The 16,023-nt window shown below is 41.3% G+C and carries 16 protein-coding genes; 7 read left to right on the top strand and 9 right to left on the bottom strand.

Features of this window, described 5'->3' with window-relative positions:
• The first annotated feature begins 16 nt into the window (after window positions 1-16).
• Complete coding sequence (locus H605_RS0112080) at window positions 17-550, top strand: hypothetical protein (protein ID WP_081657925.1); 534 nt, start codon at window positions 17-19, stop codon at window positions 548-550.
• 40 nt (window positions 551-590) lie between these two features.
• Window positions 591-1,070, top strand: coding sequence for a hypothetical protein (locus H605_RS18685; protein ID WP_198040334.1), 480 nt, complete (start codon window positions 591-593; stop codon window positions 1,068-1,070).
• 359 nt (window positions 1,071-1,429) lie between these two features.
• Here H605_RS18685 and H605_RS0112090 read toward each other — a convergent pair whose 3' ends face one another.
• The 4 genes from H605_RS0112090 to H605_RS0112105 all read right to left on the bottom strand — a co-directional run bounded on the left by H605_RS0112090 (window position 1,430) and on the right by H605_RS0112105 (window position 4,907).
• The gene (locus H605_RS0112090; RefSeq protein ID WP_029054467.1) at window positions 1,430-2,116 is read right to left on the bottom strand and encodes a DNA alkylation repair protein; all 687 of its coding nucleotides are present in this window, start codon (window positions 2,114-2,116) and stop codon (window positions 1,430-1,432) included.
• Between the two features lie 24 nt (window positions 2,117-2,140).
• Complete coding sequence (locus H605_RS19740; protein ID WP_051210569.1) at window positions 2,141-2,554, bottom strand: CotY/CotZ family spore coat protein; 414 nt, start codon at window positions 2,552-2,554, stop codon at window positions 2,141-2,143.
• A 103-nt stretch (window positions 2,555-2,657) separates the two neighbouring features.
• Window positions 2,658-3,677 carry a YheC/YheD family endospore coat-associated protein gene (locus tag H605_RS0112100; protein WP_029054468.1) on the bottom strand — a complete coding sequence of 340 codons (1,020 nt, stop codon included), beginning with the start codon at window positions 3,675-3,677 and terminating at the stop codon, window positions 2,658-2,660.
• Between the two features lie 6 nt (window positions 3,678-3,683).
• Window positions 3,684-4,907, bottom strand: a complete 1,224-nt coding sequence (locus tag H605_RS0112105; RefSeq protein ID WP_029054469.1) for an ATP-grasp domain-containing protein — start codon at window positions 4,905-4,907, stop codon at window positions 3,684-3,686.
• A gap of 312 nt (window positions 4,908-5,219) precedes the next feature.
• Between H605_RS0112105 and H605_RS0112110 the strand changes: the two genes are divergently transcribed.
• The 3 genes from H605_RS0112110 to H605_RS17805 all read left to right on the top strand — a co-directional run bounded on the left by H605_RS0112110 (window position 5,220) and on the right by H605_RS17805 (window position 8,910).
• Complete coding sequence (locus H605_RS0112110; RefSeq protein WP_029054470.1) at window positions 5,220-6,620, top strand: FAD-binding oxidoreductase; 1,401 nt, start codon at window positions 5,220-5,222, stop codon at window positions 6,618-6,620.
• Window positions 6,617-7,591 carry a bile acid:sodium symporter family protein gene (locus H605_RS0112115; RefSeq protein WP_029054471.1) on the top strand — a complete coding sequence of 325 codons (975 nt, stop codon included), beginning with the start codon at window positions 6,617-6,619 and terminating at the stop codon, window positions 7,589-7,591. Before H605_RS0112110 ends, H605_RS0112115 begins: the two co-directional genes overlap by 4 nt.
• A 182-nt stretch (window positions 7,592-7,773) precedes the next feature.
• Entirely contained in the window at window positions 7,774-8,910 is a 1,137-nt protein-coding gene (locus tag H605_RS17805; protein ID WP_051210570.1) for a CapA family protein, read from the top strand.
• Between the two features lie 75 nt (window positions 8,911-8,985).
• Here H605_RS17805 and H605_RS0112125 read toward each other — a convergent pair whose 3' ends face one another.
• Window positions 8,986-9,558 carry an SCO family protein gene (locus tag H605_RS0112125; protein ID WP_029054472.1) on the bottom strand — a complete coding sequence of 191 codons (573 nt, stop codon included), beginning with the start codon at window positions 9,556-9,558 and terminating at the stop codon, window positions 8,986-8,988.
• A gap of 347 nt (window positions 9,559-9,905) precedes the next feature.
• Here H605_RS0112125 and H605_RS17810 point away from each other — a divergent pair, with 347 nt between their 5' ends.
• Both H605_RS17810 and H605_RS0112135 read left to right on the top strand, forming a co-directional pair.
• Window positions 9,906-10,535, top strand: a complete 630-nt coding sequence (locus tag H605_RS17810; RefSeq protein ID WP_051210571.1) for a gluconate 2-dehydrogenase subunit 3 family protein — start codon at window positions 9,906-9,908, stop codon at window positions 10,533-10,535.
• Between the two features lie 200 nt (window positions 10,536-10,735).
• Entirely contained in the window at window positions 10,736-12,490 is a 1,755-nt protein-coding gene (locus H605_RS0112135; RefSeq protein ID WP_029054473.1) for a GMC family oxidoreductase, read from the top strand.
• Window positions 12,491-12,579: 89 nt separating this feature from the next.
• On the opposite strand, the gene H605_RS18425 is transcribed toward H605_RS0112135, so the two are convergent.
• From H605_RS18425 to H605_RS0112155, 4 genes are all read right to left on the bottom strand, one after another.
• Entirely contained in the window at window positions 12,580-13,059 is a 480-nt protein-coding gene (locus H605_RS18425; protein WP_051210572.1) for an OsmC family protein, read from the bottom strand.
• Window positions 13,060-13,607: 548 nt separating this feature from the next.
• Entirely contained in the window at window positions 13,608-14,000 is a 393-nt protein-coding gene (locus H605_RS0112145) for a hypothetical protein (RefSeq protein WP_029054474.1), read from the bottom strand.
• A 450-nt stretch (window positions 14,001-14,450) separates the two neighbouring features.
• Window positions 14,451-15,527 carry a S26 family signal peptidase gene (locus tag H605_RS0112150; protein WP_029054475.1) on the bottom strand — a complete coding sequence of 359 codons (1,077 nt, stop codon included), beginning with the start codon at window positions 15,525-15,527 and terminating at the stop codon, window positions 14,451-14,453.
• Window positions 15,520-16,020, bottom strand: coding sequence for a sigma-70 family RNA polymerase sigma factor (locus H605_RS0112155; protein WP_029054476.1), 501 nt, complete (start codon window positions 16,018-16,020; stop codon window positions 15,520-15,522). Before H605_RS0112155 ends, H605_RS0112150 begins: the two co-directional genes overlap by 8 nt.
• Window positions 16,021-16,023 lie beyond the last annotated feature (3 nt).

The following is a 16,023-nucleotide window of genomic DNA, read 5'->3' on the forward strand; positions in this document are numbered from 1 at the left end:
AAGGAGGCGTAATGAGTTGAATCCACAAGATGAATTTATGAGGTACCCGCAATATTCAGATCAATATTGGCAAGGTGCCGATCCACAAGGCTTCTCCACAGCACAATCGTTTTTCCCTTGGCAACCTTGGTTCCCAGGTATGCAGGGATCTCAAGGGTTCCCAGGTATGCAATGGTTTCCGAGTTTACCGGGCTTTCCTTCATCACCCAGCTTTCCACAGCAACCTAATTTCCCTGGACAGCAGCCAGGTCGACCTGGGTATCCAAGCTCACCAAATCAAGGCGGTCAGGCGGCTGCTCCAAATTCCCCGCCACCGAATCAAATCCCAAGCTATCCAGAATTTCAGGCGTTCGCGGTAGACCCTGGTGCCATCTCAGGTTGTTTGTATCGCTTTACGTATGTATGGACTTCACGACGTAATGGCTTTTGGTTTTATCCGACATTTGTCGGTCGACAATCCGTCGCAGGGTTTCAGTGGAATCCACGCAGATTCCGCTGGGAGTATATAGGCATTGATTTACAACGTATTGATCAGTTTCGTTGTGTGTGAAATTAGTAGAAATGAAGGAGTGATAGTTTGAGTCAGCAGGATGAAGGCATGTGGTATCCGAAGCTGCCTGACGGTTATCCAGGGCAGCAGTATGATGCACATCATCAACAGAGTCACTCGCAGCACGGCCAACAACAGCAAGGATGGCCAGGTGGATATCCAGGATACCCGCCACCCAATCAACAAAATCCGCAATGGCCACCTAGTTATCCGGGGCACCAACAAGGATATCCACCGCAACATCAACCCGGTTATCCAAGTCAGCCAGGTTATCCCGGTTACCCTCAACAACCCACTTATCCAGGGCATTCGGGGTATCCCGGACATCCTGGTCAGCACGGTCATCCCGGACATCATCAACAGCATGGACAGCATGGACAGCACGGTCATCACCAAGAACACCATCACCATGGGCAGCCAGGAGGTCAACCGCAGCAAAGTGCACCGACTTCCGCTCCTCCAAGCCAAATACCGAGCTATCCTGACACTCAACTACGCGCAGTTGATCCCGGCGGCATAGCAGGATGCTTGTACCGTTATACGTATGTATGGACTTCGCGAAACAAAGGGTTTTGGTATTACCCAACATTCGTTGGCAGAACCTCTATTGCTGGGTATCGATGGGACCCACGTCATTACCGCTGGGAGTATTATGGGTTGGACTTACAGAAAATAGATTCATTCAGATGTACGTGAAGTGAAATAGGATAGATGAAGACATTCTAAGAGAAACCTGATTTTTTGTCAGGTTTCTCTTGTTTTGACTACTTCGCTATCTGCACAATGACACTTTGAAAATATAGTAAAAAAGGCAAGTTTGCTATATGGTAAAATGTTATACACATAACCAAAAAGCCTAGTCATAAGACTAGGCTTTTGTTAACGCCTTTTCATACTCCGAATCACTTTTTTCATATCTTGCTCCACACGCGTCGACTCTGTGATTTTCTGTAACGCTTTATTATACGTAAACAAATCCAATGAATTCTCCTTAGCCAAATAATCCATTGTTTTATCAGGGAGCTTTACAAAACAAATAGACAACGCCCAAGCAACCGCCATTTTGACGTAGTATCCTTCATGTTGCACACGATCTAGCAAATCGAGTACTCTATCGATATAGTCGGGCTCACTATAATAAATAAGCAGCATAACAATTCCGAAGCGCAGTTCATACTCTTTCTCAGAATCCATATATGGTTGGAGGAATGACCAAACACGTTCTTTATTGTGCTTGGTCACTTTTAACCCCGAACAAAAACTATCGCAAACGGACCAATTATCTATTTTCGGGACAAATTTCGCTACATACATCAAAAGCTCTTCCAAGTCCGCTTTCACGTAACCTATGACCAAGCCTTGTAACATCACTTCTTCAAAATACTTATCATTCGCCGTCTGTAGATACACCCGCCAATCATCTTTCGCAATCTCTTTTGCGAGTTTACGGAGCTCTGGCATACGCACTCCAAGTATATGATCGACATTCGGAATGAGTGCTGATGAAAACTTCTGATAGTCGGAATCAATTCGTTCAACTAGTTGTCTTCTAATGGTCTTGTGCATATCGTATCACCTTTTAGTTTATATTTATTTTTTCGGCTCAACAGTAGGTAGTTTTTTATCAACTAGCTTAGGGGAAAATGGTGTGATTGCGCAAAAACAATTGATATTGACTATAATACAGCTTTTGGTCTTCTTGAGGGAGTACAATTCTTCGCAGGAGTCCACTGGATTTCCTTCCAAATCGACTGGCTCTAGTAAGGTTAAAGTTGCACAGCATGTATCTATATCGAGCTTTTCCAATCTAAAATACGGGGTCTTTATACAGTGATAATGGGCGCTGAATGGTTTGTGTAATTCACAATCATGAAGTGTAAAGGGGATCGTATCGTAGAGAGGAAACGAACAGACATATTGAAATCCATGACAAAATTTCCCCAACAACTCTTGCTCTTCCAACAATTTTTTCATCTCCACACATATCACACTTGGTTTATTCATTTATACCCTTCCCTTCTTATATACCTATCTACTATATATATGACAAGGCTGAAAGATGGGTTAGGTGCGGTCAAGCATTAATTAGAAATTATTGGAATACACATCAGGTAGTTTTATTCTGTTTCGCAACATACACTGCATAAGGAAGTAGGTTCTTTGCTACTTCAAAAACAATTTCGTCATTTCCCGGTCTCCAATTCACTTCGAATATCCAGAGCTTATTATTTTCATCGACACCAATATCAATCCCGAGCTCATCAAATTTCACATCGAATGTACTTTCAAATTCATTAGTGAATCGGTCAGCAAACTTTTCTAAAGTCTGCCTCATATTCCTTCGTTCATCACCAAATTCTCTTTCTAAAAACGACCTCAATACCCCCATACTACCACCACGTGAAATATTACTAGTCACTCGATCCATTGTGCCGATCCGAGGATAAATAAGCGAAATCATCCATTTACCCTCCCCGTCCTTTTGAACATGTAGTCTAAAATCATACGGATTTCCTTCTTTTGTTCGGCAGGATATATATGGCTGGACTAAATAGTCTGTCTCACTGATTATATCTTGAAGATCGGAAATAAGTTGTTTTCGATTAGTGGTTGTCTTCTCTGTGTCAACTATCTTATGAAACTGCTCGCCATCTTGCTCGATAAACCAAATCCCCCTTCCCTGACTGCCGGATACTGGTTTAATCATCACTTTTTTATATTTCGTCAATGCATTCAACACAATCTCAGGTTGTTCGACCCGTACGGATGGAATTAAATAATCCTCAAATTCCGGCATTTTACTGATCCTTCTATAAACACTCATTTTATTGCCAACAGAGTGTGAAGTAAAAGGGATTATATCACTTAATTTTGTGTATACGTCGATTTCCTCATCGGTTTTCATCGCACATGCATTGTAAATGACGTCTGGAAACAACAAGTCTTTTTGAATCCACTCGCCCTGTTCATATACATAACCTGAAATTACTTTCGTCTTAAAATTTACGTTACGTGGTGAAAAATAGTAAAAATTCACTCCTTCCATTTTAGCAACAGCTGCCCAAGCAAAAGCTTTCTTTACTTTGCTCGGGTGTTTCTTTGAATGCAACATCCCCACTGTAATCATCTGCGCTCACTCCTCATCCGTTTCTATATAAAACTTAATATTCTTCGCTGCCTGCAAGGCGTTTCGTTTCGCTTTTGATGCTGAATCACCGGAAGCTATGACATAGCCATATCGATTTCCCATCGAAATAGGTGGTGTCATGAATGTGCCTTTGCGCGGCTTCACGTAGACTTCCCGCACTCCTTCATACTTCATTGCATTATTTTTTCCTGTTACTTTCAACAACGTGCCATAAGCATTCACGGTAATATAGTGCGTATAAATATGATTTTCGTGCCTTCTTTTCAAATTTACTTCTTCACCTATAAATAGCTTCAATGTTTCTTCCATTAAATTAATTCCATACGCCTCTTCTATCATGCGATTCATGGCGCCACCCGATATTCTCGGATTCAACTCAATCAACTTCCAGGTATCCCTGACATATCGTAGTTCAAGGTGACAAGCTACATTTTTCGCTCCAAGATCCTTGCAAATGGATTCCACTGTTTTAAAAAGCTTGGCATATAAGCTTTTCTCTAATGATAGTTGAATATCATAACCTGTAATGATGAACTTCAGATCTTTTTGAATATCCTGTTTTATCACCGCAATTAAATGAAGCTTCCCATTCACTACTACTAATTCAACTAAATACTGCGGGCCATCCAAATACTCTTCAACCACAATTTGCTGGGCAGGATGGACTTTCAACATACTCTTCATAACACGCGTCATTTCCTCTTGATTATCAACTAGATACACATCTCTTGATGCCTTTGAAAGTGGCGACTTGATAATGAGAGGGAATATCTCTTGCTCGCTGATGAATTGTTTCAAATCTGTCGACGGTTCAAAAATGATAAATTTTGGTGTCGCTTCGTTTTTAGCTAATGCGGTTCTAGTTAACACTTTATCCTCCATTTTCAGGTAAGCATCAACGGAAATTTTTGAATAACAAAATTCATTCGCAAGATGGGCAGCCATCGATACAAATGGATCTACGAAACTGAAAATCCCTCTCAACTTCATTCCCGACTTCTTTAAATCATGAATCTGTTGTCGAACTATCTCTTCTGTTATGCCGTCAACGTGAATCATTTGTGTAACTTCCGGAAATTCCTCTCTTTGTTCGAGATACTTCTTATTCTGGGTTAACAACACCGTGGCATAGCCTATCCTTTCTGCAGCCTTTATGGCCTCCCTGCTCGAACCACTCTTCGTGGTTTCCACAAACAAAATAGTATCCATTTCACACTCTCCTTAGCTAAAGCCTGTTGATCATTTGTATGGGTTAATGAAAATACAAACAAAACAGTCACTTAATCTGGCGTTCTTCTATTCATATGAAAGGTTACAGCTAGTCAGATAGGCCTCGAACATGCGTAAGTATAGTTTTTATGCCTGTGAAACTTTGAATAAAAATAGTAAATTAAGCAAATGATCATTGAATTGTTCAGATTAGTAAGTATAATAGTATAATGTCCTGTAGAATAGTTTAAATATTCTAATCAGTAGAACTACTTTCAACAAAACTAATTCACCATTAAGGGGAGATCAACTATGACAGCGACTACTGAAAAAATCGTCCAGTCTTTACAGGAAGTTTTAACCAATGAACAAGTGACCATTAATGAAACCGTGCGTGAACTTCACGGCAAAGATGAGTCCTACCATACAATGAAATTACCTGATATCGTCGTATTCCCTTCTTGTACGGAAGATGTAAGCAAGATTATGCGCGTATCAAAGGAGCTAAATGTAGCTGTCATTCCATTCGGACTTGGCTCGAGCCTAGAAGGTAGTGTCATTCCGGATAATGGTGGAATCACCATCGACTTTTCAAACATGAATGCCATTCTAGACATACGTGCAGAAGATTTCCTCGTGACTGTACAGCCAGGTGTCACGCGGACTCAATTAAATAAAGAATTGAAGAAACATGGTTTGTTCTTCTCTGTTGACCCAGGGGCAGACGCGACACTTGGCGGCATGGCAGCAACGAATGCTAGCGGCACGACATCCGTTAAATACGGCGTGATGCGTGATCAAGTACGTGACCTTGAAGTAGTAACAGCAGACGGAACAGTCATACATACAGGAAATAAAGCGGCTAAGTCTGCATCTGGTCTTCATTTGAACGGATTATTCGTTGGTTCGGAAGGAACTCTAGGGTGCTTCACCGAGCTGACATTGCGCGTCTATGGTATTCCTGAATTTACAACTGCAGCTCGTGCTTCTTTCCCGACTGTCAAGGATGCAGTAGAAGCAGTTGTTTCGATCTTACAAGCAGGTGTTCCAATCGCGCGTGTTGAATTAGTCGATGAATCCTCGATGCGTCAAGTAAATATATTCAGCGAAACGAATTATCAAGAACAGCCGACACTATTCCTTGAGTTTCATGGCAATGAAGCGGGACTTCAACAAGACGTCGAATTTACGAAAGAAATCGTGGCGGATCACCACTGTGAACATATCGAATTCGAAACAGATAATGCGGAACGAAATCGCCTGTGGGAAGCACGCCACAATCTGGCATACGCTTATATCCACGGGAATCCTGGTAAAAAATTAATGGTTACAGACGTCTGTCTGCCGATTTCAGAACTAGCAGAAGCTGTCAATCATGCGCGCGAGGTAGTTGAGTCGCTTGACATGCCTGGAGGAATTGTCGGCCATGTAGGCGATGGCAACTTCCACGTCTTGCTGATGATAGATATGAATGATCCAGCAGAACTAGCGAAAGCTGATGAATTAAATGAAAAGATTGTTCACTACGCACTTGAACGTGGCGGGACTTGCACAGGAGAGCACGGCGTCGGAATTGGCAAACAGAAATACCAACAGCAGGAACATGGTCCTGCACTTCTCGTTATGCAGAAAATTAAACAGGCTCTTGATCCTGATCACTTGCTCAATCCAAATAAAATTTTTCACGTTGAATCCGAGGTGATCGAACTATGAAAGCACTCGAAGCAATCGGCTCTATCGCAGGAAAGTACTTTGCCTTTTGGGTCATCCTAGTCGCCTTGATCGCGTTCATGTTCCCTACTCCTTTTCTCGGATTAGGTGCATACATTACGATTTTACTCGGCGTTGTCATGTTTGGAATGGGATTGACGTTACGAGCAGTGGACTTCAAAATCATTTTGACAAATCCGCTACCCGTAATCATTGGTGTAGCGGCACAGTTTGTCGTTATGCCGTTGGTTGCATTCGGTCTTGCCTATTTATTGAAGCTGCCACCTGAACTAGCTGCCGGTCTGGTATTGCTTGGATCCGTTCCCGGGGGTACTGCTTCAAACGTTATGGTCTATCTAGCAAAAGGAAATCTCGCATTATCAGTTGCAATGACATCCCTTTCTACTTTATTGGCACCACTTGTCACGCCACTAGTATTACTATGGTTAGCTGGCCAATGGTTGCCAGTCGATGCGTTATCGATGTTCAAATCGATTGTACAAGTCATCATTATTCCGATTGCACTAGGTTTACTCATTCAACGATTCTTCCCTAGGGCGGTTGCCAAAAGTGTATCCATCGTCCCGATCATTTCGGTTGTCGCGATCCTTATTATTGTTGCTGCGGTCACTTCTGCAAATGCAGGCAACGTCGTGAGCTCAGGTTTCATCGTATTTATCGCTGTGTTCTTGCATAACGGTATCGGATTACTTCTCGGTTATTTGATTGCACTTGGACTTGGATTGAACGAAAACGACAGACGGGCCATTTCACTCGAAGTCGGTATGCAAAACTCAGGTCTTGGTGTAGCACTCGCTACTGCTCACTTCGGTCCACTTGCCGCACTACCAAGCGTATGGGGTGCGATCTGGCATAATATCTCTGGTCCAATACTTGCGACGATCTGGTCGAAGAAGCCGACTGCGAATGTCGAAGAACAGAAAGTCATGATTCAAGCAAAGACAAATTTATAATAAGAAGAAAACGTCAGACCTCGATATCCATGTCGAAGTTTGGCGTTTTATATACAAAAAAGTAGATTAAAATATTTTATTATGATTATTTGCAAATTTAATTGTTTACTATTCTCCTAGTGTGCTATCGTTAGTTTTGGAGATTTACAAAGAATAGTAATTGTAGATATGGAGAGATTAGCGTGAAGAAGAAATGGCTTGTTGCAACTTTGGCCTTTGTTTGGATTATAGGTGGCGTAATTTTATGGAACGAGTGGAATGACAGAGAACGTGCATTATCTGACAATGCGGATAGAAAAGCTCCGAAAGTGACTGCACAGGATTCGTCTAAAAAAGTGACTGAAGTAGAACCAGATCAAAAACTAGAAGAAACGATTATCAATACGGCGACAATCGGTATGGCTGGCGATGTATTATTGCATAATCCAATTTACACGTATCCTAACTTTGATTTTGCATTCGAAGCAGTAAAAGAGAAAATGGCAAGTATTGATTTTCTCTTGGCGAACCAGGAATCTATGCCTGGGGGTGCCGAACTTGGATTATCTACCTATCCAAAGTTCAACAGTCCAAAACACATACTACCCGCTTTACAAAATGTTGGCGTCGACATGGTTACATTCGCCAACAATCATACATTTGATAAAGGTGAAATAGGCGTACGCAAAGCGATTGAACATGCGCAAGAATACGGCATGCAGTATGTAGGCGCGTATGAATCATTTAAAGACCGCAAGACTCAACGGATTGTCGAAGTCAACGGTATCAAAATCGGAGTGCTCGCCTATACGTACGGCACAAATGTAGAACTAGACTTGCGTGGTAAAGAATACTTAGTTAACTACATCGATCGTGAACGGATGGAAAATGAAATTCAGCAAATGAAACCTATGGTAGACGTTACAATCGTATCTCTGCACTGGGGTCCTGAGTATCAACTGGAGACATCGGATGATCAAGCAGAACTTGCGCAATTCGTTTCGGATGCGGGTGCTGATGTACTATTCGGGCATCACCCACACGTCTTACAACGCTACGGAGAAGTGGGTAATACCAAAGTGTTCTTCTCACTTGGTAATTTCTATTCTGCCCAACCGTTCGACTATACGAACTTCGGTGGAATCGCAAGACTATCTGTAACGAAAGAACAAACAGGTGATCAAAAGACTGTAACTATCGAAGATCCACGCTTCTTACCGACTGGCGTCATTAAAGATCAAGAGAACCGATTTAAAGTTGTCCCTCTTCATGAAGCCAATTCAACCATTCATTACAATGAAGAATGGGTGGAAAACCATGTCGGTGTACCGAAATGGTAACTAGATAAAGCAAAATAACGCCTTTCTAATCACTTGATTAGAAAGGCGTTATGTATTTTATTGAATAACATTTTATTATTTACCTAACACTGTCTTGACATCCTCTATCAACAATTCATTCTCGGTCGCTGTTAGACCATCATACCTTTTCACAATTTCACCATCAGGATTAACTAAATAAAAATAATAGCTGTGCGCACGTTGATCTAATGCTCCACTTTCCAATATAGAAAGGAATGTGTTTTTAGACAATTCTTGAATGGTTTTAAAATCATAGCCCGTCAAAAAACTCATCGTACTAAGATCCGCTCCAAAATCTGCAGCATAATTCCTTAATACATCTGGTGTATCATTTTCAGGATCTATACCGAACGAGACAATACGGGGTTCCAAACCTTCTTCTTTTAATCTTTCTTGAACACCGACCATATTAGCGGTCGTTCTTGGGCATACTGTAATGCAGTTTGTATAGGAGAAGTAGGCAATCCACCAGTCGCCCTTTAAATCCTTCAAGCCAAGCGGTTCGTTATCCTGTGTAGTGAATTCAAAGTCTGGGATTGTTTCAGACATATTCGTTTCAATCTTCTTATTGCAGCCGCTTAGAATAAGAATTGTCGTAAATAAAATAACCGCAATTTTTACTTTCATTAAGATCCTCCCTCTTTAAGTATGTCGCAATAAATAAAGTGATGTTCTACAACTAACTTCTATCTATTATTGCTCATTTTTCATTCATTGATCTCATGTCTTGAATGATTGTATCATTTTTATTCCAACTTATCGTACTTGACCTGTTTAGTCGAATCAAATACATACCGACACTGTATCACAATCTACTACTTCTTCACTTACTATATCAAAAAAACTCAATAAAAAATGACAATTGAATATGTTGTAGTCTAAATATGATAAATAAAGGTAAGAATAAATAGGACGCTTTATGTGAAACTCACAATGTTCAGTAAAAAAGCTTTTACTTATAAGGAGGGGTTAGAGTGGCAGATCAGCAACCACCCAAAGACATAAATGGGAAACCGCAACACGAGCAAGATATGGGTCGAAGAATTTTTTTGAAAAACACTGGGCTTGTAGCGGGTGGACTCGTCGGTGGATCTCTTTTCGGAGGACTAATTTCTGGCGGTTTGGATAAGAAAAATGAGGAAACGCCTCAAAATGATAGCACTAAAGGTATCGAAGTAACACAAGCTCGTCAATTCTTCACGCGTCATCAAGATTTCAAAGTATTAAATGCAGCGACAGAAATAGTCTTCCCTGAGGACGAACTCGGTCCTGGTGCCATTAAGCTAGGAGTACCCTATTATATCGACAAACAACTAGCTGGACGCTGGGGCGTCAATGCATACGATTATCGACACGCTCCATACGCTATTGATTTAAAGGAAGTCGATCAAACGGCAGGACCAGGCGGTGAACAATCGATTTTGGATCGCGGCATGATTTTCTTGCTAGGACTACGTAAAATAGACGAAGAAAGTCAAAAGCGTTTCGACGTCACTTTTGACCAAGCAACCGAGGAGCAACAAATAGAAATCATGACGGACGTCGAGGCAAACAACGTGAAGATGAGAGGTGTAAAAGCTTCTGAGTTTTTCATTTTATTATAACAAGCGACATTAGAAGGCGCTTATTGTGATCCATTGTACGGAGGCAATATTAATATGGAAGGCTGGAAAATGAAAGAGTTTCCGGGCGCAGTGGCTTCCTACGCTAATTATATTGAATCAGACGAATTTGCCAAACTGGATCCCGTCAGTCTAAGAGATTACCAAGGGCACTAAAATAGAAACGGTGAGGAGGATATGCAATGGTAAAAAAACTTAAAAAAGTAGATGCAGTCATCGTGGGTTCAGGGTGGGTCGGTGGAATTGCGGCGGCTGAACTAACAAAAGCTGGATATAATGTGGTCATATTAGAACGAGGTAAAAATAAAAAGCATGAAGACTTTATCGGTACGAAAGACGAATTACGCTATTCTAAACGCTATGAACTCATGCAAGAATTGAATAAAGACACGATTACTTCACGTAACTCCATAAACAAAGAAGCCATACCGGTTCGGAATAATATGAACGCACGTCTCGGAAACCATACAGGAGGTGCAGGTGTTCACTGGAACGGAATGTCTTTCCGTTGGATGCCGTATGATTTCGAAATATATAGTAAGACTGTAGAGCGTTACGGTAAAGATAAAATCCCGAAAGAATCGACGATGCAAGATTGGGGCATTACATACGATGAGCTCGAGCCGTATTTTGATCAATATGAAAAAACAGCAGCCATCTCAGGTGAAGAAAACCCACTTGGTGCTTCACGTTCTGATAAGTATCCGAATCCACCAATGAAGGATACGCCGAATATTCGTCTGTTCACCAAGGCAGCAAAAGCACTCGGTTACCATCCATATCGCATCCCATCCGCTAATGCTTCACAAACATACACCAATCCAGACGGTGAAACGATCAACGGTTGCGTATACTGTGCCTTTTGCGAAGAATATGGTTGTGACTTTGGAGCGAAAGCAGATCCGATCGGTACGGTGCTCAAGACGGCACATAAAACGGGTAAGATGGAGATTCGTAATGACGCGTTCGTTAATCGAGTAAGCCACGACGGAAAGAAAGCGAACGGGTTAGTCTATACCGATACAACGACTGGTGAAGAATTCGAACAACCAGCAGATATCGTAGTACTTGCAGGTTTCGTCTTTACGAACACAAAGCTGTTGTTACATTCTAAAATTGGACAGCCCTACGACCCAAAAACAGGACAAGGTATGATCGGCAAGAACTTCACAGGCCACTTCAACAACTTGTCAACGTATATCGGTGCACGTGGATTCTTTGAAGATAAAAAATTCAACAACTTCATGGGTGCTGGCGGAATGGGTTCTTCAATTGGCGACTTCAGTGGAGACAATGAAGATCATACAAACCTCAACTACTTGCATGGCTATGAAGTACACTACAGTCAGCTTGGTTCACGACCTATTGCGAATAACGCAGTGCCATATGATACACCGGGTTGGGGTAAAGAATTTAAAAAGAATTCAATAAAATATTATAACCGCAACCTATTTATCACTGCACAGTCTGGCTTCTTGCCAAACAAAAATTCGTATATGGATTTAGATCCAACATATAAAGACGCACTAGGCAATCCACTTCTTCGTGTCACGGTGGAATATGCAAAACAAGACATCGAACGTGCGAAAGCAGGAGTCGCACGTTGTGAAGAGATCATGAAAGAAATGGGCGCAGACAAAATGAACGTCGATGTAGTAAAAGACGATACTGTATTCGACCATAAATTCTATACGGATCACTTCTTCGGTGGTGCGATCATGGGAGCTTCTCCTGAAAACTCTGTAGTCAACACCTACTCTCAAATGTGGGACATGGAAAACCTATTCGTTGTAGGCGGATCTTCATTCCCTCATACAGGTAACTACAACCCAACCGTTACGATTGGCGCATTCGCATATCGTGCAGCTGAAGGAATGATTAAGTTCTTAAAAGAAGGCGGCAATGTGGCGGTTACACCACTTGAAAAGAACGCTTAATTTTGGATAAATAAATATGCCATCACCTTATCTGAATGGACAAGGCGATGGCATATCTTTGGGTCTGAATAAATCTTTGCTCAATCATTTCACTTAATATGCAATGTAACGTCTTCCCTCAAACTAGAAAGGATCGGTGAACGTTCAATTGCAATAGCCGCGATCTCTGCCAGTTGTCCTTTATTCGTAGTAGACTCAGCAGATAACACGATCATCGGCTTCATAATACCGCTATTGCCGCTTTTAATCCCTAGAAATGGCGCTTTATCGCATACTCCAGTGAATACAATTTCCGCTCTGTCTACAGTCACTCCCTGATTATACGCTTCTAAATGGAATGTAACCCCGAAACTAGTAGTGGCCGCAGCGATTAATAATTCAATCGGCATGACTTGTTTTTCTCCTGGCTTTGCAATACCTTCCAGATTAATCTCCTGCAGGTCTTTCGTTTCGAGAAACATCATTTCCCCTACTACATACTGGCAAGTCCCCTGCCATTCACTGATTGCGAGTGACGGATCTTGCTCTATCAATTTCTTCATTTCATTCATAATTTTTGTAGTACTCATTTTCAATGCCTCCAGATTATCCTTATGGTGTCTATTATACATGTACAACATCTTTTTGCTAATTAGAGGCGTATTTCCGTTGCCACACACTTTTCTCATGGGAAAATTCATTTCTATTTCCAGCGTTAAGTACAGTACCTAAACTCATGATGTGTTGATCGTTAACCAATATCCTCTCTACCTATTGTATTACCCCCACCAAGACTGTAGCTTATCTCATGTGTCATAGACGTCTCCCCCTTTGCACACTATATAGAGTCAAAAAGAAAAAAGAATACAGGGTGTGGAAATATTTTTTTCCACACCTATTAATTTTTTTGATAGTTTGTTTAAGTTCTTAGGTTATTGCTAGTAACAAAACTGTCCCATAGAGTAGAACAAAACCCTCCATTGAGGCGACTATTTTTACCTACTCGTCGTTCCTATATGAACAGTCATACATCCTATTTTGCTAGTTGATAATTTTATCAATAAAAACAGTAGACAAATTTCATTAAAAGTTTGTCTACTGTTTTTATTTTTCTTTATTTTTTTATTATTTTTATACTTTATTTTTCAAACATACTCTCAATCAGATCTTCCATATCCTCTGCAGCATGCAGTTCTTTCGACTGAAGGGCATCCAGCTCACCGCTCTCCATCGCTTCCACGCTAAATTTCTCCGTCTTCTCTTCTACACAGTTGACGAATACTGTATAGGCTTCTTTCAGTTCATTGCCTTCCGTTTCAAACGCATTCGGTACTTCCAATGCATTCATATCGGCCAGAATCTGCTTGAACTCTTCTACTTTCTGCAACCATTGTTCTTTCATTGCTGGTATATCCAGCTCTTGTTTTGAAATGAATTCTTCGGAAATGCCTTCATACTCTTCTGACGCTATGATCAAGCGTTCGTGTAATCCAATGATTTTCTGTAAGTAATCTTTTCTGCTGAGTGCCATCGTATCATCTCCTTGTATGAGTATACATATTTAGTATTTCATCATGTAACTCCCAATGCAAGCAGAAGCGTATGAAGAATTTCTCTTACTTCTTGAAGATGAACTGTTTTCACTCACTACCCCTACAACAGACTGCGGATTCAAAATATATTTCCTGCGCGACGTAGAGTAGAACGGTCTTTTTATCTTTCAGTTAGACTCTACATAGAGCTTTATGTATAAACACCAGACCGACCCTATATAGATAGCGGTTGGTTGACGGCTTATGCAAAACAGCTGCCGGTCTGGTATCTTTCTATTTCTTACTTCGATCATGCTTCCCATTGTTCTTACGTAATCAAACCAGGCTGGCTCTATAAGCGAGCGGTTGGTTGACGGCTTGTGCTGAACAGGTGCCATCCTGGTTTGTGTGATAGTTTTGGCATCACCTCCTTTACAGCATATACTCCATTATTTTTCCACTATCCATTGTCCAGAGCTTGTATCCCTTCCCATAGTGAACACTTGCTCCACGACACCTTCACGTCCATATTGATAACGTATTTCCACTTTGTCATCAGCAATCGGAATAGCCTTACGATAAGCTGCTTCAAGGAATAGCTCTCCAATTCGGCTCGATTGTGCGAATACCGAAGACTCAGGTAGTTTCTCCAATCCCGTAAGCTGATCATATAAATATAGGTCAAAGTACTGTTCAGGTGTATAGTCGCTCTTGAGTTGATCTGTCAGATAATCTATATAGATCGATTCGGTTTTTTCTTCGGTTGCCACGCCAATCAGTTTGCCGTAAATCTTGTGTACAGGCGTAACAGTCGCCCCTTGTACAGTATCTTTTGCCGGGAAATGGTTCAATAATAAATATTCCCGAGCGTTCAACAGCTGATCATATCCTCCAGCAATTGTGACGTTTTGTTCCTTATACTGATCCATCAATTCGGATGATAACTGGTTACCGTTGACATTCAACTTGCCATCTTTCAATACCACACGATCTCCAGGGACTGCAACGACTTCATAATAGACACCTGTATACGTCGGTAAGTGACTATTCGTATTCGTAAATGTCCGTACGATGTCGCCTGGTTTATAAACGGAGGCATCGTACAGATCCGCCTTACGTTCTATAACTGGGTGATACGTATCTGGGCTCCACTGGAGTGAAAAGGATTCATCATCTACGTACAATAGACCGTCCACTTTCTTCACTACAGGTAATGAAGAAAATTCTTCGTAATCAACAGTAGATAACTGATCTTTCTTTTGTAAGGCAGAAATTAAAGCCATATCGTCAAGTGGATCATAAGGCGTACCCGGACCTTTGTCAGAAGATAGCTGATTGTCTGAAACTACATTAAACACTAGCAACAAGGTGACTACCGGCAGTGCCGCCGTGACTAGCAACGCTTGCCAAGAAAACTGTCGCCTTCGCGAAGGTTGAAGGTTTTCATGTACCCGCTGTTTGATTCGGCGCTCCTGTTCCGTTGTATCTCCCATCATCTGGTCCAGTTTTCGTTTAAAATCATTCATAGGTTTCTACCTCCTCTTCCGCAAAAAATCCTTTGAGTTGCAACTTCGCTCTTCGTAATCTCGTCTTGACAGTATTTTCATTGAGCTCAAGAAATTCTGCGATTTCTGCGACCGATTGCTCGTCATAATAATATAAAAGTAATGGCTCACGGTATTTCAATGGCAGCTGGAATAAATGCTTTTCAAGTGAAGCAAGTTGCTCTTGTTCCAACAATTGTTGCTCTGAGCTTTTGGTCGATACAAAAATCGTTTCGAACACTACGTCTTTTTTGTGCTTCCAGGAGCGTAAATAATCTTTTGCACGATTAGCGGTCATTTTGGTTAAATACGTTTTAATAGAAGCTTCATTACGGAATTGGTCACTTTTCTGGAAATACGTAACGAAGACTTCTTGCACGACGTCTTCCGCGGTCGACCAATTTTTCACGTATAAATAAGCGATTCGTACTAAATAACGCGAATGCTCATTCATGATTTGATCCATTTCATTCATTTG

The sequence above is a fragment of the Sporosarcina ureae DSM 2281 genome, from assembly GCF_000425545.1.
GTDB classification, from domain to species: Bacteria; Bacillota; Bacilli; order Bacillales_A; family Planococcaceae; genus Sporosarcina; species Sporosarcina ureae.